The sequence below is a fragment of the Aquabacterium sp. A3 genome (genome assembly GCF_038069945.1).
Lineage (GTDB): Bacteria > Pseudomonadota > Gammaproteobacteria > Burkholderiales > Burkholderiaceae_C > Aquabacterium.
The window spans coordinates 596985-619245 of sequence record NZ_JBBPEV010000001.1; the positions used below are offsets into that span (position 1 = coordinate 596985).

The 22261-nt window shown below is 65.4% G+C and carries 23 protein-coding genes and 1 tRNA gene; 16 read left to right on the forward strand and 8 right to left on the reverse strand.

Going from position 1 to position 22261, the window contains the following annotated elements; all coding sequences use genetic code 11:
- The first annotated feature begins 47 nt into the window (after positions 1–47).
- From WNB94_RS02600 to WNB94_RS02630, 7 genes are all read left to right on the forward strand, one after another.
- Positions 48–818 (forward strand): oxygen-binding di-iron domain-containing protein, encoded by a 771-nt coding sequence (locus WNB94_RS02600; RefSeq protein WP_341388194.1) that lies wholly within the window; start codon positions 48–50, stop codon positions 816–818.
- 79 nt (positions 819–897) lie between these two features.
- Positions 898–2715, forward strand: coding sequence for an ABC transporter transmembrane domain-containing protein (locus WNB94_RS02605; protein WP_341388195.1), 1818 nt, complete (start codon positions 898–900; stop codon positions 2713–2715).
- 110 nt (positions 2716–2825) lie between these two features.
- Complete coding sequence (locus WNB94_RS02610; RefSeq protein WP_445819014.1) at positions 2826–3509, forward strand: YiaD family glycine zipper/OmpA-like lipoprotein; 684 nt, start codon at positions 2826–2828, stop codon at positions 3507–3509.
- Between the two features lie 106 nt (positions 3510–3615).
- Positions 3616–4446: a thymidylate synthase gene (locus WNB94_RS02615; RefSeq protein ID WP_341388196.1), complete on the forward strand. Its 831-nt coding sequence runs from the start codon at positions 3616–3618 to the stop codon at positions 4444–4446.
- 2 nt (positions 4447–4448) lie between these two features.
- Positions 4449–4967, forward strand: a complete 519-nt coding sequence (locus WNB94_RS02620) for a dihydrofolate reductase (RefSeq protein WP_341388197.1) — start codon at positions 4449–4451, stop codon at positions 4965–4967.
- Positions 4968–4978: 11 nt separating this feature from the next.
- The gene (locus tag WNB94_RS02625; RefSeq protein WP_341388198.1) at positions 4979–5758 is read left to right on the forward strand and encodes an exodeoxyribonuclease III; all 780 of its coding nucleotides are present in this window, start codon (positions 4979–4981) and stop codon (positions 5756–5758) included.
- Positions 5759–5972: 214 nt separating this feature from the next.
- The gene (locus WNB94_RS02630) at positions 5973–6341 is read left to right on the forward strand and encodes a chorismate mutase (protein WP_341388200.1); all 369 of its coding nucleotides are present in this window, start codon (positions 5973–5975) and stop codon (positions 6339–6341) included.
- Here the strand turns inward: WNB94_RS02630 and mutY are convergent.
- From mutY to mutM, 3 genes are all read right to left on the reverse strand, one after another.
- Positions 6310–7431, reverse strand: a complete 1122-nt coding sequence (mutY, locus tag WNB94_RS02635; protein ID WP_341388201.1) for an A/G-specific adenine glycosylase — start codon at positions 7429–7431, stop codon at positions 6310–6312. The genes WNB94_RS02630 and mutY overlap by 32 nt on opposite strands.
- Positions 7428–9428, reverse strand: a complete 2001-nt coding sequence (locus WNB94_RS02640; RefSeq protein ID WP_341388202.1) for a dynamin family protein — start codon at positions 9426–9428, stop codon at positions 7428–7430. Before WNB94_RS02640 ends, mutY begins: the two co-directional genes overlap by 4 nt.
- Positions 9429–9499: 71 nt before the next feature.
- Complete coding sequence (gene mutM / locus WNB94_RS02645) at positions 9500–10327, reverse strand: bifunctional DNA-formamidopyrimidine glycosylase/DNA-(apurinic or apyrimidinic site) lyase (protein ID WP_341388204.1); 828 nt, start codon at positions 10325–10327, stop codon at positions 9500–9502.
- A 55-nt stretch (positions 10328–10382) separates the two neighbouring features.
- On the opposite strand from mutM, the gene WNB94_RS02650 reads away from it, so the two are divergent.
- The 8 genes from WNB94_RS02650 (at position 10383) to WNB94_RS02685 (ending at position 17021) form a co-directional block, all read left to right on the forward strand.
- A complete protein-coding gene (locus tag WNB94_RS02650) occupies positions 10383–12218 on the forward strand; it encodes a tetratricopeptide repeat protein (RefSeq protein ID WP_341388206.1) in 1836 nt (611 codons plus the stop codon).
- A gap of 181 nt (positions 12219–12399) precedes the next feature.
- Positions 12400–12831: a lipoprotein insertase outer membrane protein LolB gene (locus WNB94_RS02655; RefSeq protein ID WP_341388207.1), complete on the forward strand. Its 432-nt coding sequence runs from the start codon at positions 12400–12402 to the stop codon at positions 12829–12831.
- Between the two features lie 28 nt (positions 12832–12859).
- Positions 12860–13804: a 4-(cytidine 5'-diphospho)-2-C-methyl-D-erythritol kinase gene (gene ispE / locus WNB94_RS02660; protein WP_341388208.1), complete on the forward strand. Its 945-nt coding sequence runs from the start codon at positions 12860–12862 to the stop codon at positions 13802–13804.
- A 136-nt stretch (positions 13805–13940) separates the two neighbouring features.
- Positions 13941–14017 (forward strand) — tRNA-Gln (locus WNB94_RS02665).
- A gap of 147 nt (positions 14018–14164) precedes the next feature.
- On the forward strand, positions 14165–15127 hold the full coding sequence (locus WNB94_RS02670; protein WP_341388209.1) for a ribose-phosphate pyrophosphokinase: 963 nt from the start codon (positions 14165–14167) through the stop codon (positions 15125–15127).
- An 85-nt stretch (positions 15128–15212) separates the two neighbouring features.
- Positions 15213–15836 carry a 50S ribosomal protein L25/general stress protein Ctc gene (locus tag WNB94_RS02675; protein WP_341388210.1) on the forward strand — a complete coding sequence of 208 codons (624 nt, stop codon included), beginning with the start codon at positions 15213–15215 and terminating at the stop codon, positions 15834–15836.
- Between the two features lie 117 nt (positions 15837–15953).
- Positions 15954–16559, forward strand: coding sequence for an aminoacyl-tRNA hydrolase (pth, locus tag WNB94_RS02680; protein WP_341388211.1), 606 nt, complete (start codon positions 15954–15956; stop codon positions 16557–16559).
- A gap of 15 nt (positions 16560–16574) precedes the next feature.
- The gene (locus tag WNB94_RS02685; RefSeq protein ID WP_341388212.1) at positions 16575–17021 is read left to right on the forward strand and encodes a hypothetical protein; all 447 of its coding nucleotides are present in this window, start codon (positions 16575–16577) and stop codon (positions 17019–17021) included.
- A gap of 24 nt (positions 17022–17045) precedes the next feature.
- On the opposite strand, the gene WNB94_RS02690 is transcribed toward WNB94_RS02685, so the two are convergent.
- The 3 genes from WNB94_RS02690 to rsmD form a co-directional block, all read right to left on the reverse strand.
- The gene (locus WNB94_RS02690) at positions 17046–17297 is read right to left on the reverse strand and encodes a YfhL family 4Fe-4S dicluster ferredoxin (protein ID WP_341388213.1); all 252 of its coding nucleotides are present in this window, start codon (positions 17295–17297) and stop codon (positions 17046–17048) included.
- A 17-nt stretch (positions 17298–17314) separates the two neighbouring features.
- A complete protein-coding gene (gene coaD, locus WNB94_RS02695; protein WP_341388214.1) occupies positions 17315–17818 on the reverse strand; it encodes a pantetheine-phosphate adenylyltransferase in 504 nt (167 codons plus the stop codon).
- Positions 17819–17889: 71 nt separating this feature from the next.
- Positions 17890–18486: a 16S rRNA (guanine(966)-N(2))-methyltransferase RsmD gene (gene rsmD, locus WNB94_RS02700; RefSeq protein ID WP_341388216.1), complete on the reverse strand. Its 597-nt coding sequence runs from the start codon at positions 18484–18486 to the stop codon at positions 17890–17892.
- Between the two features lie 46 nt (positions 18487–18532).
- On the opposite strand from rsmD, the gene ftsY reads away from it, so the two are divergent.
- Positions 18533–19651, forward strand: coding sequence for a signal recognition particle-docking protein FtsY (gene ftsY / locus WNB94_RS02705; protein WP_341388218.1), 1119 nt, complete (start codon positions 18533–18535; stop codon positions 19649–19651).
- Here ftsY and WNB94_RS02710 read toward each other — a convergent pair.
- Positions 19633–20622: a DUF2726 domain-containing protein gene (locus WNB94_RS02710; RefSeq protein WP_341388220.1), complete on the reverse strand. Its 990-nt coding sequence runs from the start codon at positions 20620–20622 to the stop codon at positions 19633–19635. The two genes, ftsY and WNB94_RS02710, sit on opposite strands and share 19 nt — an antisense overlap.
- 237 nt (positions 20623–20859) lie before the next feature.
- Positions 20860–22239, reverse strand: coding sequence for a signal recognition particle protein (ffh, locus tag WNB94_RS02715; RefSeq protein WP_341388221.1), 1380 nt, complete (start codon positions 22237–22239; stop codon positions 20860–20862).
- Positions 22240–22261 lie beyond the last annotated feature (22 nt).

Here is a 22261-nt window from a genome sequence, read left to right on the forward strand (position 1 = left end):
TGGCGCGGTGGCGTCCTATGCTGGGCGCCTTGCTCCAGAGCCCATCCATGCCTCACGAACTCTTCCGCAGTCGCGGCCATGTCTGCCTGATGTTTTCTGACCTGTGCACCGAAGGGGGCGAGGCGGTTCAGGCCAACCAGTTTCTGGTGGTCAATGACGACACTGGCGCCATCATCGATCCGGGTGGCAACCTGGCCTACAGCGAGCTGTACCTGGGCATGACCCGGCATTTCGCGCCCTCACGCCTGTCGGCCATCCTCGCCTCTCACGCCGACCCCGACATCATCGCCTCGCTGGACCGCTGGATGACGGCCACGCCGACAGCCAAGCTGTACGTTTCGACCCTCTGGGAGCGCTTCGTGCCCCATTTCTGCAAACCCGGCAAGACCACGGGGCGCGTGGCGGGCATTCCCGATCAGGGCATGCGCATTCCCATTGGCCGGGGCGAACTCATCGCCCTGCCCGCCCACTTCATGCACGCCGAAGGCAACTTCCAGTTCTACGACCCCGTCAGCCGCATCCTGTTCTCGGGCGATCTGGGCGCGTCCATGCTGCCCCCCGGCGAGTGCAGCCGATTCATCGAGTCGCTGGACACCCTGCCCCACGGCATGCAGGCCTTTCACCAACGCTACATGGTGTCCAACAAGGTATTGCGCCTGTGGGCTCAGATGGTGCGTACCCTGCCGATCGACATGATCGTGCCGCAACACGGTGCCCCGATGCGAGGCGCCGCCGTGGGCCAGTTCATCAACTGGATTGAACAATTGCCTTGCGGCATTGACCTCATGGGGCCGGCCCACTACGCCGTGCCGGCCTGAAGCACCCAAGTCCAAGGTCAGCGGCAAGCAAGCCTCTTCAAGCAGGCTCGACCATAATCTGGCACGCTCTCAGCCTGCCATGACCAACGACAACCTTCGCCGTACCGCCCCCATGGGCACCACCCCGCGCGCCCTGTCTGCGCTCTGGCCCTTCATGCGCCCCTACCGAGGGCATCTGGTGCTGGCGGCCTTGTTTTTGGTGCTGGCCGCACTCACCACCCTGGCGCTGCCCATGGCGCTGCGCCTGCTGATCGACCAGGGCCTGGTCTCCAGCGACCCCGGTGAACGCCTGATGCAAATGCGCGAACACTTTCTGGCGCTGTTTGGCGTGGGCGCGGCGCTGGGGGTGTTCTCGGCCGCCCGCTACTTCATGGTGAGCTGGCTGGGCGAACGCATCACCTCCAACCTGAAAGAAGCCGTGTACGCCCACGTGCTGCGGCAAAGCCCGGAGTTTTTTGAAACCACGCAGACTGGCGAGGTGGTCTCGCGCCTGACGGCCGACACCACCCTCATCCAGACCGTGGTGGGCGCCAGCGTGTCCATGGGCCTGCGCAACGCCATCATGGGCATCGGCGCCCTGGTCATGCTCGTCATCACCAACCCGGTGGTGATGGCGCAGGTGATCGGCGGCCTGGTGCTGTTGCTGCTGCCGGCCCTCGTCTACGGACGACGGGTGCGCAAACTCTCGCGCGCCAGCCAGGATCGCATCGCCGACGCCAGCGCCATCGCCGCCGAGGTGCTCAACGCCGTGCCCGTGGTGCAAAGCCACACGGCCGAGGCCCGCGAAGCCCGGCGCTTTGATGACGCCACCGAGCAGGCCTTCCGCACGGCCGAGCGGCGCATCCGCGCCCGTGCCATGCTGGTGGCCTTCATCATCATCGCCACCACCGGCGCCCTGCTGTGGGGCCTGTACCAGGGCACACAGGCCGTGCTGGCCGGCCAGATCACGGCCGGACACATGGGCCAGACGGTGGTCTATGTCATTTTGCTGCTGGGCTCGGTGGCCGCCTTGTCCGAGGTGTATGGCGACATCCTGCGAGCGGCTGGCGCCACCGAGCGCCTGATGGAGCTGCTGGCCAGCCGCTCTCCGATCGCCTCGCCAGACCAGCCAGCCACGCTGCCCGCGCAGGCCGACGGTGCCCGCGTGGACCTGCGCGCGGTCAGCTTCCACTACCCCTCGCGTCCCGGGCAACTGGCGCTGCAGGGTCTGGCGCTGAGCATCTACCCCGGTGAAACCGTGGCCCTGGTGGGCCCCAGTGGCGCTGGCAAAAGCACGGTGTTTCAGTTGCTGCTGCGCTACTACGACCCGCAGCATGGCGAAGTGCAACTGGACGGCACCCCCATCCAGCGCCTGCGGCTGGAAGACCTGCGCCAGCGGATCGCCATCGTGCCGCAAGACAGCACCCTGTTTTCCACCACCGCGCTGGAGAACATCCGCTATGGCCGCCCCGATGCCAGCGACGACGAGGTGATGGCCGCCGCCCGTGCAGCCCATGCCGACGGCTTCATCCAGGCCTTGCCTGAGGGTTACCAGACCTTCCTGGGAGAGCGTGGCGTGCGCCTGTCTGGTGGACAGCGCCAGCGCATCAGCATCGCCAGGGCCATCCTCAAGAATGCACCGCTGCTCTTGCTGGACGAGGCCACCAGTGCACTGGACACTGAAAGCGAACGCGCGGTGCAAGCCGCCCTGGAACAGGCCATGAAGGGGCGCACCACCCTGGTCATTGCCCACCGGTTGAGCACCGTCATCCACGCCGATCGCATCATCGTGATGGACGGTGGCAAGATGGTCGACAGCGGCACCCATCAGGAACTGATGGACCGCAGCGGCCTGTACGCCCGACTGGCATCCATGCAGTTTGGAGCCCCCACAACGCCAGCCAGTGGCCCCACGTGACCCAGGACGTGAAGAAAGGTAAGGCCGTCGCCCACCCGTCATCCTGGCATGTGCTTGCCGCGTTATGTGAACACGCAACGGCAAACGCCACCCACCAAGGAGAACATCACATGAAGCCCTACGCAATGTCGTCTCGCATGCAACGCCTGCCGCGCGCCCTGATGCTGGCGCCCGCCCTGGTGGCGCTGGCCATGGCGGGCTGCGCCAACATGACGCCCGAGCAACAGGCCACGGCCAAGGGGGCCGCCATCGGTGCCGTGACGGGCGCCGTGCTGGGCAAGGTCACTGGCGGCAAGCCCGCCACGGGCGCAGCCATTGGCGGCGTCATTGGCGCTGTGGCTGGCAATGTCTGGTCCCGCAACATGGAAGAGCAAAAGCGTGCGATGGAGGCCGCCACCCAAGGCACGCCAGTCGAAGTGACACGCACGGCCGACAACCAGCTGAAGCTGGACATCCCCAGCGACATCTCCTTTGACCGCAACAGCGCCGCCATCAAGCCTGAACTGCGCAGCGTGCTCGACGCCTTCGCACGCGGTGCCAGCCAGAACGGCAGCATGATCGTGCGCGTGGTCGGCCACACCGACAGCACCGGCACCGATGCCATCAACGATCCGCTGTCGCAGCGCCGCGCAGACAGCGTTCGCGACTATCTCAGCGATCGGGGCGTGTCAGCCAGCCGCATCGAAACCGCCGGCCGTGGCTCACGCGAGCCCATCGCCAGCAACGCCACCGCCGCCGGACAGGCCAAGAACCGCCGCGTGGAAATCTTCCTGCGCGAACCGGGTCAATCCTGATCGCCGTATCGCCATGCCACCCTCGGGACCGCATGGCTGATGAGACAATGAGACAGCCGGTTTCCTTTGGGGGCCGGCTGTTTGTCTTTTCACGCCCAGAACACCCATGAGCCGACCCGTCCGCAGCCAGTACGAAGACTTCATGCGCCACGTGCACACCACCGGCGTGCTCAAGACCGACCGCACCGGCACCGGCACGCGCAGCGTGTTCGGCCACCAGATGCGCTTTGACCTGTCCGAAGGCTTTCCCCTGGTGACCACCAAAAAGGTTCACCTGAAATCCATCATCATCGAACTGCTGTGGTTTCTGCGTGGGGATGACAACGTCAAGTGGCTGCAAGAGCGCGGCGTGACCATCTGGGACGAGTGGGCCCGTGAAGATGGCTCGCTGGGCCCGGTGTACGGCGTGCAGTGGCGCAACTGGCCCAAGCCCGATGGCACCCATGTCGACCAGATTGCCGAAGTCGTCAAGCAACTCAAGACCAGCCCTGATTCGCGCCGCATCATCGTCAGTGCGTGGAACCCAGGCCTGATCGACCAGATGGCGCTGCCCCCCTGCCACGCCTTCTTCCAGTTCTACGTGGCCCCGCCGCAGACGGAAGGCGCCAAGCCGAAGCTCAGCTGCCAGCTTTATCAGCGCAGCGCCGACATCTTCCTGGGCGTGCCGTTCAACATTGCGTCATACGCCCTGCTCACCCACATGCTGGCCCAGCAGTGCGACCTGGACGTGGGCGACTTCATCTGGACGGGCGGCGACTGCCACATCTACAGCAACCACACCGAGCAGGTCGAGCTGCAACTCAGCCGCACGCCCCACCCCTACCCGGTGCTGAACATCAAGCGCAAGCCCGACTCCATCTTCGACTACGAGTACGAGGACTTTGAAGTGCTGGAGTACGAGCACCACCCGGCCATCAAGGCCCCGGTGGCGGTGTGAGCATGGCTGCCGCCCGCCCCCAGGTGCTGAGCCTGATCGCCGCCGTGGCCGCCAACGGCGCCATCGGTCGCGACAACGACCTGCTCTGGCACGACAGCCGCGACCAGAAGCACTTCCGCGCCACCACCCTGGGCTGCCCAGTCATCATGGGCCGCCGCACCTGGGATTCGCTGCCCGAGCGCTTCCGCCCCCTGCCCGGCCGCCGCAACATCGTCATCACCCGCAACACCACCTGGCAGGCCCCCGGCGCCGAGGTGGCCCACAGTCTGGACGAGGCCCTGGCCCTGGTGGCCGAGGCCCCCAAGGCCTTCGTGATGGGCGGTGGCGAGCTCTACGCCCTGGCCCTGCCCCTGGCCGACGAGCTGGAGCTGACCGAGGTGGACGCCACCTTCGAGGCCGACACCTTCTTTCCAAGCTGGCCTCGCGCGCAGTTCGAAGCCGTGCGCCGTGAAGCCCACCCCGCAGGCCCTGCCGGCGAGCCCGGCTTTGCCTTCGTGACCTACCGCCGTCTGATCGATTGAGCACCCTCCCCATGCAACTTGCCACCTGGAACGTCAACTCCCTGTCTGTGCGCCTGCCCCAGTTGCTGGACTGGCTGGCCGCCAACCCGGTCGATGCCCTGGTGCTGCAGGAAACCAAGCTGACCGACGACAAGTTCCCGGCGGCCGAGCTGCAGGCGGCGGGCTACCACGCCCAGTGGTTCGGCCAGAAAACCTACAACGGCGTGGCCCTGCTCAGCCGCGAACCGGCCACCGACATCGTGCGCAACATCCCGGGCTTTGCAGATGAACAGGCCCGCGTGATCGCCGGCACCGTGCCCCACCCCACGCTGGGCACCGTGCGGGTGATTGGCGCCTACTTCCCCAATGGCCAGGCCCCGGGCAGCGACAAGTTCGCCTACAAGATGGCCTGGCTGGAGGCCCTGAACGCCTGGGTGAAAGACGAGCTGCAGCGCCACCCGAACCTGGTGCTGATGGGCGACTACAACATCGCCCCCACCGACGACGACGTGTACGACCCGGTGGGCTGGAAAGACCAGATCCACTGCACGGTGGAAGAACGCGAGCATTTCCAGCGCCTGCTGGGCCTGGGCCTGTCGGACGCCTTCCGGCAGTTTGAACAAGCCCCTCGACTGTGGAGCTGGTGGGACTACCGCAACCTAGCCTTCCGCAAGAACCAGGGCCTGCGCATCGACCACATCCTGTTGAGCCAAGCCCTCCAGCCCCGCGCCACGGCCTGCGTGATCGACAAGGTGCCGCGCAAAAACGAGCGCCCCAGCGACCACGCGCCCGTGGTGGTCACGCTCGCTTGACGCCAGGCGGGACTGCGGCGTAGCATGGGCACATCATGGATCGCATGCTGAACGCCAACCTCATGGTCACCGGTTCGTGGTGGCGCTGCCTTGTTTCAGGCGGCATGCGTTCGTGATTTCGGGCCCTGATGGGCCACCCCACCGACAGCCGCCCATCCAGGCGGCTTTTTTCATGTAGGCATTCCTGAGATGGGCACACCCTCAGGAGCTTGACATGACCTCATCGACCCCTTCTCCGCACATCGCTCCCCCCCTCATTGCTCAATGCGACAGCCTTGCCGAAGTGCGGCTGCGCATCGACCAGGCGGATCGCTTGCTGGTGGCCTTGCTGGCCGAACGCGCCCACTACGTGCGCCAGGCGGCCCGGTTCAAACAAACGCCTGCGGACGTCCAGGCGCCTCAGCGGGTGCAAACCGTGATCGGCCAGGCCTTGGCGCAGGCGCGCCAGGTGGGTGCTCCACCGGCCGTGGTCGAGGCCACCTACCGCGCGATGATCACGGCGTTTGTGCAGGAAGAAGCCCGCGAGCTCGACCGGCTGGCCGACCGGACGGTCAAGGTCGATGCACAGGCAGCAGCTTCTTGAGCGGCGCGGGCAAGCCCACGCTGTGCAACTGATCCAGCGCCACCCACCGGCCGGTGCCTGCGGCATCCCCCCCCACGGCAGGCCCTGCCAGGGTGCCCATCACGGCCGGCCTGGCAGGTCGCGCCAACACCAGGCGCTGGGGGTGCAAACGCCAGTCCAGGTGCGTCAGCACGTGGTCGATGGGCGGTTGAGGTTCAGGATCGCCCTCGCCCAAGGCCTGGGTCAAGGCCAGCGCCGCCAACTCGGTGTCCAGCAAGGGCAAGGTCCACAACCCGGCCCACACGCCAGTGTCCGGGCGCTGAATCAGCCACACGTGCTCGTCATGCTCCAGCCACAACCACCAGCTTTCGCGCTTCGAGCGCTTGAGCTTGCGGGTCTTGACCGGAAACGCCTCGGGGCGGCCTTGCTGGCGGGCTTCACACAGGTCGCTCCATGGGCACACCAGGCAACTGGGCTTGCGCTGGCTGCACACGGTGGCCCCCAAATCCATCACGCCCTGGGTGTAGGCCGGCATGTCCGCAGCCCGCTGGGGCAGCACCAACTCGGCGGCCTCCCACAAGGCGCGCTCATGGGCAGCCACCGACAGGTTGCCGCCCCAGGCCAATGCACGGGTCAACACCCGCTTCACATTGCCGTCCAGGATGGCCGTGCGTTCATCAAAGCAAAAGCCTGCGATGGCCGCGGCCGTGGATCGGCCGATGCCCGGCAGTTGCGCCAAAGCTTGGGCATTTCCAGGAAAGAGGCCACCGTGGTCGCTGACCACCACCTGCGCACAACGGTGCAGGTTGCGCGCCCGGCTGTAGTAACCCAGGCCCGCCCACAAAGCCAACACCTCGTCCAACGAGGCGGTGGCCAGGGCCTGCACGTCCGGAAACGCCCTCAAAAAACGATCGTAGTAGCCCAGCACCGTGCTGACCTGGGTCTGCTGCAGCATGATCTCTGACAGCCACACCCGGTAGGGGTCGCGTGTTTGCTGCCATGGCAGGTGGTGCCGACCTTCCTGACGCTGCCAAGCCACCAGCCGATCAGCCAGCGCGGGGCTCAGGGCCTGGGCTCGCGCCAGCAGGCCCTGCACATCATCGGCACTCATGAGCTGGCCATCGACCCCACGGATTCGGTGTGTGCATCAGGCATGCCGGACTCATCCGGCGCCGCTGCGGCCTCGGCGGTCGTGGGCTGCGCCTGCACGATCACCTCACCCACCAGGGTTTGCAAACGGGTCTGCAACTGCAAGACGCGCTCGTCCATGGCCTGCACTTCCTGCAAACGGGCATCGAGCTCGGTGGACGCCGTCTGGATGCGGTCCAGCGACTCGTAACGTCGCTTGAAATTGCGGCGTCGCTCGCGCAACTGGCTGTCCACCTGCGACGACGCGGTCTTGTTCCACAACTCGATGTCGTTGCTCACGGTTTCAAACACCACGCGCAAACGGGACACCAGCATGCGACGGAACTGCTCCTGAAAACCGGGCTGCGCCAGACGAAACGCCTGGCTGAGGCCCAAGTACTGCACATAGTTGCGCTCGATCAGTTGCAGATCCTCGGTGTACTTGCGCACCTCCAGCGGCGCCTCAACCGCCAGGCTGAAGCCGAACTCGGCATTGAGCTTGGCATACGACGCCGACAGCATGGCGTGAATCTCGTCGCTGCGCTGCTGGGCTTCTTCGATCAGGGCGCCAAGCCGCTGACACAGCTCCAGGAACGCCTTTTTGGCCCCCAACGGCAGCCACGAGCCGCCCAGCACCTGCTGCAACTGGTCCACCTCCAGACGCAGGCGGTCGGCCGACAGGTCCTGCAAGGCATGCCGCAACATGCGCGCATGAACTGACCGCATCGCTTGCAAACGCGCGGTGCACTGCTCGAACTCGCTGGCCTCGGCCTGCACGCGCTGCAGCATCAACTGAACCTTGCCCGCGCTTTTGCCCTTGAGTCCACGCAGCTCCAGCAACTGATCAGCGTACTGCCGCCGCATCTCACCGAAGCGACGTTGCAGTTGCTGCTGCAAGCGCTGCGCACCGTCGCAGGCCGACTGCGCCAGATGCTCGCGCCGCTTGGGCAGCAGGCGCTCCGACAGGGCCTGCTCAAAGTCTTCAAGCCGACTGCCGTTCAAGGCATCGGCGTCGCCCTGCAGGCGCGCGGCCAAGGCCTGGCGCGCCGATATCGGAAACACATGCGAGGCGGGGATCTCCAGGGTGTGGGCCACGCTCTCGCACTGCCGCTGAATGACCGCCTGCACCTGCTCGGGCGTGCTCAAGGGGTCGGCCAGGGAGTCGATCTTGTTGAGTGCCACAAACCGGGCCAGCGCCGGTCCACACAGGTGGTCTCGCCAGATGGCCAGGTCGGATTTGGTGACGCCGGTGTCTGCGCCCAGGATGAACACCGTGGCGTGTGCCTGTGGCAGCAAGCCCAGGGTCAGTTCGGGCTCGGTGCCAATCGCGTTGAGGCCGGGCGTGTCCAGCACCACCAGGCCGCGCTTGAGCAAGGGGTGGGGCAGGTTGATGCGGGCATGTCGCCACGCCGGCACCTCCACCAAGCCCTCGGCATCCTGAGGCGGGTTGTCTTCGGGCGTTTCAGCATGCCAAAAGCCCAGCTTCATGGCCTGATCGGTGTCCACGCGACGGGTGCGCATGACCTCGCCCAGCACCTCGGCCATCTGATCCGGGTTGGACAGGTCCAGATCGAAGCGCTGCCATGCCCCCGGCACCCGGCGATACTCGCTCAGCGATGGCGCTTCAAGCCGGGTCTCGATGGGCAGCAGACTCAGGCCCACAGGCTCATCGGCGTCGTAGCCCAACTCCACCGGGCACATGGTGGTGCGGCCCGCCGAGGCCGGCATGATCCGCCGCCCCTTGTCCGAGAAAAAGATGGCGTTGATCAGCTCGGACTTGCCCCGAGAGAACTCGGCCACGAACGCCACCATGAGCTTTTCGCCCGACAGCCGGTGGCGCATGGCCTCGAACCATTCGGACGAGGCGTCGTCCAGCAGATCGTGCTCGCGGGCAAAACGCGCCAGCGCCGCCAGGCGTGCATCGGTGTCGCTGCGCCACTGCCCAAGGGCATCCAGTTGGCTGACAAAGGAGGGCATCATGGGCGCATGCTATCGCATCGTGATGGATCCCGATAGACGGAACTGCGTCAGGAATCCCGACGATGCAACTCTCACCGTTTCTGACACCTCGGGCAAAAGTACGTGGCGCGCTGCGCCTGCACCACCCGCCTGACTGGCGTGGCACAGATCCGACACGGCTGCCCTTCCCGGCCATAGACGGCCGTCAGGTTCTGAAAATTGCCCAGATGGCCATCGGCGCTGAAATCCTTGAGGCTGGAGCCACCCGCGGCAATCGCCTGCATGAGCACGTCCTGAACAGCCTGCAACAGACGCTGGCAGCGTGGGCCGCTGAGCCGCCCGGCGGCCAGTCGGGGGTCGATGCCGGCCCGAAACAGGGCCTCGCATGCGTAAATATTGCCCGCCCCCACCACCACATCGCCCGCCATCAACACCGGCTTGATCGCAGCCCGACGCCCGCGCCACGCCTGCCGCAGCACCGGCCCGGACAGCGCCGGGTCAAAAGGCTCGCGGCCCAGCCGGGACAAGAGCTTGCCCGGCAGCCCCTCGTGTCGCGAAGCGCCCCACACGACGGCCCCGAAACGGCGGGGGTCCGTCAAACGCAAGACACCGGCCGAGGTGAGCAGATCGACATGGTCATGCGCCCCGGGGGGCGTGCCGTTCGCCACCAGGCGCAAGGAACCCGACATGCCCAGGTGCCACAACAGACCACCGGCCGGCGCGGCCTCGCCAGACAGCGGCAGCCAAAGGTACTTGCCCATGCGCTCCACGGCGTCGACGCGCGCACCCAACACCTGCTCGGCCGAGCATCCCAGCGGCCACCGCAGCGCTTTCCCCAGGCGCAAACCCTCAACCCGGGCCCCGGTCAAACGATCAGACAGGGACAAACGGGTGACTTCAACTTCTGGCAATTCCGGCATGAACCGATTATCGAACGCTGGATCCATAGAATGTCTGCAGAACTTCGGAGACCTCATGCGTCGTTTGTCTTTGCCCCCCGCCCTGCATCGCCCCATGGTCATGGGCCTGTCGGGGCTTTGCGCAAGCCTGGTGATGGCGGCCTTGTCCAGCACGGCGGTGGCGCGACCTCCGGCACCAGCGGTGGAGCCTGTCCCCGCCACGCCATCGGCCAACACCATCGAGCTGCCAGGCGATGCCAAACCAGGGGTGCGCAATTCCGAGATGGACGCACAACTCTTCTACCAGTCGCTGGTGGCAGAGATGCAGGTGCGCCAGGGCCAACCGGGGGTGGGCTACCAGATTTACCTGGAGACCGCTCGCCGACGGGGTGACGATCAGCTGTTTCGCAGGGCGGTGGACATCGCACTGCAAGCCCGCGCGGGCGAGCAGGCCCTGAGCGCCGCACAGGCCTGGCGCGACGCCAACCCCCGCTCGCTGGAGGCCGCTCAGTTCGTGTCCCAGTTGCTGCTGGTGTTCAACCGGGTGGATCAACTGGCGCCGCCCCTGTCTGACCTGATCACGCTCACGCCTGCCGACCAGCAGGCCCAGGTGCTGGGCTCGCTGCCACGCAGCTTGCAGCGCATCAAAGACCGACAGGCCGCGGCCACGCTCATCGATCAGGTTACTGCGCCGTGGCGCGAAGGTGACAAGGAGAAGGTCGAGGCCTGGGTGGCCAGTGGCGAAGGATGGGCACAGGCACGCCAGCCCGACAAGGCGCTTGCGGCGTTGAAACGCGCGCTGACACTGGACCCCGTCAACATCATGGCCGGCCTCCAGGCCGTCGAGCTCACCGATCAGAACCCGGATGCCCAGGCACTGGTGGATGCGCAGCTGCTGCGCAGTGACGCCCCTCCCCTGGTGAGGCTGGCGTACGCCCGCAAGCTGGCGGCACGTGGTCAATTCGAAACCGCCGAGGGCGAACTCAAGCAATTGATTCAGTTGCAGCCTCAAGCACAAGGCACACGCATCCTGCTGGCGGCCGTCCAGCTTGAACGCAAAAAACTGGACGAGGCCGAAGCCACCCTCCGCCCGCTGGCACAACTGATCCCCAAGGCGCGCCAGGAGGCCTCCGAGGCGCTCAGCCCCGAGCTGGAGCAAGCCGCCCTGATGCAGGCCCAGATTGCCGAGCAGCGCAAGCAGTTCGGGCAGGCCCTGAACTGGCTGCAACGCGCCGACCCCACAGGCAAGAAGATGAGCGTGCAGGCACAGCGGGCGCGCCTCATGGCCAGTCAGGGCCAACTGGCCAGCGCAAGGGCACTGATCCGCGCACTGCCAGAAGACGAGCCCCGCGACGGTGTGGCCAAGGTTCAGGCCGAAGCCGGCCTGCTGCGCGACGCACGGCAATGGCGCGAGGCCCATCGGGTGCTGGGCGAAGGCGTCGAGCGCTTCCCCGAGGTGAGCGAGCTGCTCTATGACCAGGCCATGATGGCCGACAAGCTTGGCGATCACGACGACATGGAACGCTTGCTCAAGCGGCTGATCGAGATCGACCCCGACAACGCCAATGCGCTCAATGCCCTGGGCTACAGCCTGGCTGATCGCGGCGTGCGGCTGGATGAAGCCCGACAGTTGCTGGACAAGGCCATCAGCCTCAAGCCCGGTGACCCCTTCATCACGGACAGCCTGGGCTGGCTGGCGTTCCGCGAAGGCAACGTGCCCGAAGCCCGGAAACTGCTGCAGCAGGCCTGGGACAGCCGTCAGGACGCCGAAATTGGCGCGCACCTGGGTGAGGTGCTCTGGCAGTTGAACGAGCAAACCCGCGCACGCCAGATCTGGCGAGACGCCTGGCAGCGCGACAGCGACAACACCGTGCTGCAAGACACGCTCAAACGTTTCGGCGTGAGCTTCTGACATGGCAGCCCACTGTCGATCGGCGCGCGCGCGCTGGGCCGCGCACAGCCTCGTCACCATCAGCAGCGCGGCCCTTTTCAGCGCCTGTCAGCACGTCCCTCCAGCGCCGCCAGCCACTGTGGCCGAGCCAGCGCCTGCGGCCTCACCCGTGGCAGTGCCCTTGCGTGAGTGGGAGGGGCGCATGAGCATCAAGCTCGATGCCCATGAAGGGCGTGAGCCTGAAGGGCTCAGCCTGGCCTTTCACCTTCAGTTGCAAGGCGAAGCCGGTCAACTGTCGCTCATGACCCCGCTGGGCACCCAGATGGCCGAGATTCGCTGGGATGCCCAACAAGCCGTGCTGCGCGACAGCGAAGGCGAGCAGCAATACCCCAGCCTGGAAGAACTCAGTGCGGCCTTGCTGGGCGAAGTGCTTCCGCTGGCCGTGCTGCCGTACTGGCTGGACGGCCAGGCCGACCCGGCCACCCCCTCGACCCCCAGCCCCCAGGCCGAAGGCTTCGAACAGCTGGGCTGGCACATCGATCTCAGTGGCCAGGCACGAGACCTGATCGTGGCGCGCCGCCCTGCCAGCGTCGAGCAGCGAGGCATCACCCTGCGGGCGCGCCTGCTGCACTGAGCCCCCTGCAGTTTGACTGTCACCCACCATGCCTGCACTGCTGGACCTGCCCGCCCCCGCCAAGATCAACCTCTTCCTGCACGTGGTGGGACGGCGGGCCGATGGCTACCACCTGCTGGAGTCGGTCTTTGCCCTGACCGACTGGCACGACACACTGCACATCGAAACCCGCAGCGACGGTCAGATTCAACGGCATGACCTGCGGTCGACGTCGTTGACTGCCCCCGCGCCCCAGCTACCGCCCGACGATCTGTGCGTTCGGGCGGCACGCCTGCTTCAGCAAGAAGCCGGAACATCGCTGGGATGCGACATCCACCTGGACAAATCTTTGCCCTCTGGCGCAGGACTGGGTGGAGGCAGTTCGGACGCTGCCACCGTGCTCATGGCACTCAATCACCTCTGGCAACTGCACTGGCCCACCACCCGCCTGGCCGGCCTGGGCTTGAGGCTGGGGGCCGACGTGCCGTTTTTCATCCATGGCCAGACCGCCTGGGTGTCGGGTATTGGCGACATCATCAGCCCGCTCCCGGCTCACCCGGCCCTGGCGCAGGTGTATTCAAGCGCTGTGGCCATCCTCAAGCCGCCCGTGAGCGTGCCCACCCCCGCCATTTTTGGCTCACCGCACCTGAAACGCGACACGCCTCATGCTATAGTCGCGGACTTTCTTGCAGCGCCTCAGAGCTTTGGGCGCAACGATCTGCAAGGGGCCGCCGAAGCCTACGTGCCTGGCGAACACCCTGAGCAGGCGGGGCAATTAACCGAAGCTCTCGCGATCTTGCACAACCGCTACGGCAACAGCCGGATGACAGGTTCAGGCAGCGCGGTGTTTGCGTGGGTAGCCCCACCAAATCTCGTCACGCCATCCAGTCCCGTCGGCTCAGTGACCCTGGATGGTTTGCCTGGATCGCAGTGGCTGGGTCGAGTGTGTCGCACGCTGGATCGGCATCCACTTCATGCGCGACTGTCGGGCTGAAACAGCCTGATCAGACGCCCTGATGGTTCCGAGCAACAGCTTGCAAAAGCATCAAAAACCCGGCTATAATGTGAGGCTCTGATCAAGAGTGCAGCTACTAGGTTGCAGTCGGCAATTTGCAGACTGTGTCCTGTGTAGGGGAGTCGCCAAGTTGGTTAAGGCATCGGATTTTGATTCCGACATGCGAGGGTTCGAGTCCTTCCTCCCCTGCCAAAGTTTTTGCAGAAGTCTTCATCGCCTGTTTCAGGCGCACCTGCCCGCCACCTTCCTCGAAGGCTGATTCAAACCAACCGACGGTTGGCGTCTACCGCGGGCGAGGTGAAGGGCAGACGTCATTGTTCAACGTCCAGCAGCCCGCCCATGCTCTCCGACACCGTACTGTTCACTGGCAACGCCAATCCGGCCCTTGCCCAGGAAATTGCTTCCATCCTTGGACTTGGTCTGGGCCAGGCGGCCGTGGGTCGCTTCTCCGATGGTGAAACCACGGTAGAGATCCAGCAGAACGTGCGTGGGCGCGAGGTGTTCGTGGTGCAGTCCACCTGCGCCCCCACGAACGACAACCTGATGGAATTGCTGATCATGGTCGACGCCCTCAAGCGCGCGTCGGCACAACGCATCACGGCCGTCATTCCCTACTTCGGCTACGCCCGCCAAGACCGCCGCCCGCGCTCCACGCGGGTGCCGATTTCGGCCCGCGTCGTGGCCAACATGCTCGAAGCCGTGGGGGTCAACCGCGTGCTGACAATGGACCTGCACGCCGACCAGATCCAGGGCTTTTTTGACATCCCGGTCGACAACATCTATGCGTCGCCCGTGCTGCTGTCCGACCTGCAAGCCAAGAATTACGAAGACCTGGTGGTGGTTTCGCCCGACGTGGGCGGTGTGGTGCGCGCACGCGCCCTGGCCAAGCAACTGGGCTGCGATCTGGCCATCATCGACAAGCGTCGCCCCAAGGCCAACGTGTCTGAAGTGATGCACGTGATTGGCGAGATCGAAAACCGCAACTGCGTGATCATGGACGACATGATCGACACCGCCGGCACCCTGGTGAAGGCCGCCGAAGTGCTCAAAGAGCGTGGTGCCAAGAGCGTGTACGCCTACTGCACACACGCTGTCTTCTCTGGCCCGGCCATCGAGCGCATCAAGGCCTCGCACCTGGACGAAGTCGTGATCACCAACACCATCCCGCTGAACGAGTCGGCCAAGGGCACGCCCAAGATCCGCCAGCTCAGCACCGCCTTCCTGTTTGCCGAGACCATCCGCCGCATCACCGATGGCGAATCGGTCACGTCCCTGTTTGCCGAGCAGAACAACAACTTCTGATCGGTTTCCCGGGCTGCGCTGACCACAGCGCGGCCTTTTTCTCAGCGCCTGGTCGCGGGCGCTTCACATCAACTTGGAGTCATCCATGAAATTCACCGCATTCGAGCGTTCACTGCAGGGGACCGGAGCGAGCCGCCGCCTGCGTGGCGCTGGCAAGACCCCCGGCATCGTCTACGGCGCCGGCAAGGCCCCCCAGAACATCGAGCTGGACCACAACGCCCTCTACCACGCCATGCGCAAAGAGTCTTTCCATTCGTCCATCCTGGACATGGAAATCAACGGCCAGGTCGAGAAGGTTCTGCTGCGCGACTTCCAGAAGCACCCCTTCAAGCCCCTGGTGCTGCACGTGGACTTCCAGCGCATCGACGCCACCACCCGCATCCGCAAGAAGGTGCCCCTGCACTTCGTCAACGAGGCTGAATCGCAAGCCGTCAAGATCGACAAGTGCATCATCAACCACGTGGTGACCGAGCTGGAAATCGAGTGCCTGGCCGAGCAGCTGCCCGAGTTCCTGACCGTGGACCTGTCGACCGCCGTCAAGGGTCAGACCATCCACGTGGAAGACCTCAAGCTGGACAAGCACATCAAGGTGTTGACCCACGGTCGCAAGAACCCCACCATCGCCACGGTGGTCGAGCCGGTCGAGGAAGTCATTGTGGCGGCCACCACCACGGCCGAACCCGCCAAGGGCAAGAAGGGCAAGAAGTAATCTTCAGCCCCTGCGTTCAGGCCTGTGCAGACAGGCCTGCGTCAAGCCCCGCTTTGGCGGGGCTTTTGTTTTGGGCGCTTGTCGTGTGCAATCGTCCCTGCTTCACTGTCATCCATCATGATTCGCCTGTTCGTTGGTCTGGGCAACCCAGGCCCCCAGTACGAAGACACCCGCCATAACGCCGGCTTCTGGTACATCGATGCCCTGGCCCGTCAGCTTGGCGTCAGCCTGCAGCCCGACCGCAACTATCACGGTCTGGTGGCGCGCGCGAACACGCCCGAAGGTCCGGTGTGGCTGCTGCAGCCGCAGACGTTCATGAACCTCTCGGGCAAGTCGGTGGCGGCCCTGGCCCGTTTTTTCAAGGTGGCGCCTGCCGAAGTGCTGGTGGCCCATGACGAGCTCGATCTGCTGCCTGGGCAAGTCAAACTCAAACAGGGTGGTGGCCATGCCGGACACAACGGGCTGCGTGACATCCATGCGCAACTGGGTGATCCGGGCTACTGGCGTCTGCGCCTGGGCATCGGGCACCCAGGCATCAAGTCGGAGGTGGCGGCCTATGTGTTGCGCAAGCCTCCAGCGGCCGAACGCGAAGCCATCGAGAAATGCATCCAGCAGTCGCTGGACGCCACCGCCTGTTTTCTGTCGGGCGACCTGCCGGGCGCCATCCACAAGGTGCATGCCCAGCCCCAGCGCCCCAAACCCCCACGTCCCACCCCAAGTTGAGAGGCCACGCCTGCCATGCCCTGCTGCAACGCACTGACCAAGATGATGCCCATGCTGCTGGCAGGTTTGATCATCAACACACCAGCCTGGGCGGTCTATCGTTGCGCAGCACTGCCAGGACAGGCGCCCACCTACAGCCAATGGCCTTGTGAGGCCCGGGGCCAACCCATCAAGGTGGACGACCCGCGCTCGCCCCAACAGGCCGCGCAGGCCCGGCGCGACCACGCACAGGCCCAAAAGGTGGCCAAACAGTTTGACCGCCGCATGCGCCAGGAGGCGCGCGCGCGACGCAAGGAGCACCCGACCGCCATCGACGGGCCCGTGCGGCAGGTGTCTGTGGGACAGCCCGAGGCCCGCGACAAGCCACCCCGCCGACGCAAACACCTGACCAAGGACACCGATCAGGCGGAGCGCACCTTCAGGGCCGTGCAGCCCAAAAACACCGCACGCGTCACGCCTTGAGCCGGCCTGCGCGCCACGCCAGGCTCACCGTCTTCCTTGCAGGCGTCGGTACTTCTGCAGCAACTGCTCAGGGGTCTCGACGCGATCCGGGTTCACCGGTATGCACTCCACCGGGCACACCTGCACACACTGCGGCTCATCGAAATGGCCCACGCACTCGGTGCACTTGTCGGGGTCGATGATGTAGTGCTCGTCGCCCATCGAGATGGCCTGGTTGGGGCACTCGGGCTCACACACATCACAGTTGATGCATTCGGCCGTGATCTTCAGTGCCATGGTGGACACTCCTGGGGTCAGTTGACGCGTCGAGCGACGCGCGCGCTCAAACGGTCAAGCACGCTGGGCGCCACGAACTTGGACACATCACCGCCCAGCATGGCAATTTCGCGCACAAAGGTGCCAGAGACAAACTGATACTGGTCCGACGGCGTCAGGAACACGGTTTCGACGTCCGGCATGAGCTGGCGGTTCATGCCCGCCATCTGAAACTCGTACTCGAAGTCACTGACCGCCCTCAGTCCGCGCACCACCACCTTGCCACCGTGGGCCACCACGAAGTCGCGCAGCAAACCCGAAAACGCGATCACCTCGACATTCGGGTAGTCACGGGCCAGTTCGCGGGCCATGTCGAGCCGCTCTTCCAGCGAAAACATCGTCTTCTTGTGGTGCCCTGCCGCCACCGCCAGGATCAGCCGATCCCAGAGCTGGCTGGCACGGCGCATCAAGTCGGCATGACCCAAGGTCATGGGGTCAAACGTACCGGGATACACCGCAGTGAGGGAAGGCGAATCGGACATGAAGTCTCCAGAATTCTTCGAAGAAATGAGGCACCTGCCAGGCGCCTGCTCAGCAGTGTAGCGACCACGGCTCAGGCCGGGGTGCCCGAATCTGTGGCGTCCTTGCGCTGAAAAAGGTGAAAAGCCACCTGCCCTGCCTGACCCTGGCGACGCAGGGTCAAGGGCTCGGGGGCCTGCATGGGCGTGGGCGACTCCAGGTAGATCCACCCCCCCGGGGGCACACAGTCGATGGCCAAGGCCAGTGCGCGATCGAACCACTGCTGCGCGAAAGGCGGATCCAGGCAGACCAGGTCAAAGGCTGCGCGGGCCCCGGCCTGGGCCATCCAGGTCAGCGCGTCGGTCTGATGCACCGCCACCTGCGGGGCCTTGAGCCGCTGCACCACGTCGCGCAAGGCCTTGGCCAGCACGGGGTGCTGCTCCAGCAGCACCACCGACCCTGCGCCGCGAGACGCGGCCTCCAGGCCCAGGGCGCCGCTGCCGGCAAAGGCATCCAGCACCCGCCAGCCGGACAGGTCTTGCCCCAGCCAGTTGAACAGTGTTTCGCGTACGCGGCCTGAGGTGGGCCGCAATCCATCGATCAAGGGCACGTTCAATGGCGTGCGTTTCCACTGCCCGCCCATGATGCGGACTTGCTGTGGTGCGGAAGACGGTGGGGTGCGGCGACTCATGTGAAGCTGCGATTGTAAAAAGCCGCGCGCCTACAATCTCGACATCATGTTCAGTTTCATCAAGAAAAAGCTGGGCTGGGGTGCCTCCGAGGACGCCAGCCCCCCGGAGACACCAGCGGCCAAGGCGGTGCCAGAGGCGCCCCAAGCGCCACAAATGCCCGAAGCGCCCAAGGTGATGGCACCCGCCGCCATGCCACCGGCCGCGGCACAGCCTTTGGCAAGCTCGCCCCCCCAGGCAACGGCCCCGATCGAACGTCGCTCGTGGCTGGACAAGCTGCGTCAGGGCCTGCGCAAGACCGGCAGCAGCATCGCACAGGTGTTCACGGGCACGCAGATCGACGACGCCCTTTACGAAGAGCTGGAGGCCGCCTTGCTGATGGCCGACGCTGGCGTGGCCGCCACAGAACACCTGCTGAAGGACCTGAAACGCCGCGTGAAAGAGACCAAGGCCACGGCCCCCGAACAGGTCAAAGCGCTGCTGATCGAGGCCATCACAGACCTGCTTGAGCCCCTGGAAAAGCCGCTGTCGGTGGGTGAACACACGCCCACCGTGATGATGGTGGCCGGTGTCAATGGCGCGGGCAAGACCACGACCATTGGCAAGCTGACCCGTCATCTGGCCGATGCACGGCAAAAAGTGCTGCTGGCCGCCGCCGACACCTTTCGTGCGGCCGCCAGAGAGCAATTGTCGGTCTGGGCCAACCGCAACGAGGTGGAAATCGTCAGTCAGGAGGGCGGAGACCCGGCGGCAGTGACCTTCGATGCCGTGCAGGCTGGCCTGGCCCGGCACTGTGATGTCGTCATCGCCGACACGGCGGGCCGACTGGCCACCCAACTCCACCTGATGGACGAGCTACGCAAGATCAAGCGCGTGATCGGCAAGGCCATGGAGGGCGCACCGCACGAGGTGCTGCTGGTCGTCGACGGCAACACCGGACAGAATGCCTTGTCTCAGGTGAAGGCCTTCGACGAAGCGCTGGGGCTGACCGGACTCATCGTGACCAAACTGGATGGCACGGCCAAAGGCGGGGTGCTGGCGGCGATTGCGCTGTGGTCGCAGACGCGGCAGGCGCCCGTGCCCGTGTACTTCATCGGGGTCGGAGAAAAGCTGGAAGATCTGCAGACGTTCAGCGCCCGCGAATTTGCTCAAGCCCTCCTGGCCTGAGGCGCCACACTCACCAGCCGCGGCTTGTTGGGCCGATCCTCGATGAGGGCCATGCCCGATGGACGCGAGGACCGCGGCGCGTCATCGTCCGGCGTCAGGCCGGTGGCAGGGTCGGTGTCAAGGTCATCAAACCAGGTCGACGGTGGGGGCTCCTTGCGTTCGCCCTCTTGCGCACCCGCCTCGTCAGCGTCCATCTGCGCGTGCCCGTCATCCTCTGACTGCGTCCAGGCGTGGATGTCAAAATCCAGCGCCTGATGCGCTGGCGGCTCCGGCGCACGGGCCGACGACAATCCAGACTGCATCGACGCCACCACGGCAGCCGCCTCCGCATCGCGTCGGGCCAGGCTGGCATCCTGGTAGCCCGAGCGCCCCGAGGTCTGCAAAGCAGAGCCCAGGATGGCCTCACGGGCCACGGCCGGCCCGGGCAACGCACCTTCCAGCCAGACATGCACGGGAATGCGGGCGGCGTGCAAGACCTTGTCCATGCGTTGCTGCCGCTTCAAGGCGCTTTCTTTGGTGCCCGCATGCCCTTGGCGCACCTCGACCACGGCCACCACCTGCGACGACATGTCACAAACCACCAGATCGGCGCACAAAGAGCCCACCCGCCGCAGCCATTCGGCGTAGGAGTTCCTGGTGGGAACCTTGACGAAACGGGCCACCGGCACCTGCGCCAGGATGATGTGATCCGGCAAGGCTCGCCGCAAGACGTGATAAGCCTCACGTTCTCCAGACTTGAGCACCCGGGTGGCCAGGGGTTCCCAGGCGGCCAGGGTGTCGAGTTGCTCGTCATGCTCAACGGCGCGACGCACACGCCGGCGCCGACTGCGTCGCCCGCCGGCATCTCCGTCCGAGGCCGAACGGCGCGCATCGCGGCCAGACTTCTGGCGCTGAAACCACCACGCGCCCATCAAGCCTGCCGACCCCAGCGCAGCTGCCAGGATCAGCGGCCACATCGAGATCAAATCCATCGTCCAGCCTTCCAGGTGTCGTTGAAGTGGTCACTGCAGGCCAACCGTCCCGTGGGACATCTTGACCTTGGGGTTCGCCGACTATTTCGGCTGCACGCCGGCGCAACTGAAGTGCGCGTGACGACCCGTGACCGCAGTTTCAGACCCTAACATCCGCCCTGCCTGCGAACAAGGGGGAAACCGACCTGGCAGCAGGTGAAAATTGTGAGGGAGCGTAGCAGGGCTGGTCAGCGCTTTTCAGCGCCCCATGCCGGGCAGCCCCTTCATGCCGCCCATGCGCTTCATCATCTTGAAGAGGCCGCCGCCCTTCATCTTTTTCATCATGTCCTGCATCTGGCCGAACTGGTTGAGCAGGCGGTTCACATCCTGGATTTGCACCCCGGCGCCCGCCGCGATGCGGCGCTTGCGACTGGCCTTGCTTTTGCCGTCGGTGAGCAAGGCGGGTTGGCGGCGCTCCTTGGCCGTCATGGCGTTGATGATGCCCTCCATGCGTCGCATGTCGCGCTCGGCACGGTCCATGTCGGCGTGGCCGGCCTTGGCCGCCATCTCGGCCGGCAGCTTGTCCATCAGGGTGGACAGGCCGCCCATCTTCTTCATCTGGCCGAGCTGCATGAGGAAGTCGTTGAAGTCGAACTCCACCCCCGACTTGACCTTCTCGGCCAGCTTCTGGGCGGCGGCCATGTCGACGCCCTTTTGCACCTCTTCGACCAGGGCCACGATGTCGCCCATGCCCAGCACGCGGCCCGCATGGCGATCGGCATCGAACACCTCCAGGCCATCGATCTTTTCCGACACGCCCGCGAACTTGATGGGCACGCCCGTGATCTGCCGCACCGACAGGGCCGCACCACCGCGAGAATCGCCGTCCAGCTTGGTCAGCACCACACCGGTCAGGGGCAGCGCCTCCTTGAAGGCCTTGGCGGTGTTGACCGCGTCCTGCCCCTGCATGGCATCCACCACGAACAGGGTTTCGACCGGATTCAGTTGGGCGTGCAAGGCCTTGATCTCGGCCATCAGGGCCTCATCAATGGCCAGGCGGCCGGCCGTGTCCACCAGCAGCACGTCAAAGTAGTGTCGGCGGGCGTGGTCCAGCGCGGCCGCCGCGATCTCGGCAGGTTTCTGCTCGGGGTTGGACGGAAACCACTCCCCCCCAGCCTGGCCTGTGACGGTCTTGAGCTGCTCGATCGCCGCGGGCCGGTACACGTCGGCCGACACGGTGAGCACCTTTTTCTTGCGTTTCTCGATGAGGTGCCGTGTGAGCTTGGCCGTGGTGGTGGTCTTGCCCGCCCCCTGCAAACCCGCCATGAGGATGACCGCCGGTGGCTGCGCCGCCAGATTCAGGTCGGCCACACCGTCGCCCATGGTGGCGGCCAGCTCCTTTTGAACGATGCTGACGAGCACCTGCCCGGGCGTCAGCGAGGACACCACCTCCTGCCCCAGTGCCTTGTCCTTGACGCGGGCGATGAAATCCTTCACCACGGGCAGGGCCACGTCGGCCTCCAGCAAGGCCATGCGGACCTCACGGAGCATGTCCTGCACATTGGATTCCGTGATGCGGGACTGCCCCCGCATGGTCTTGACGAGACGGCTCAGCCGTTCGGTGAGGTTCGATGCCATGAAATGGTCGCGCTTGCTCTTT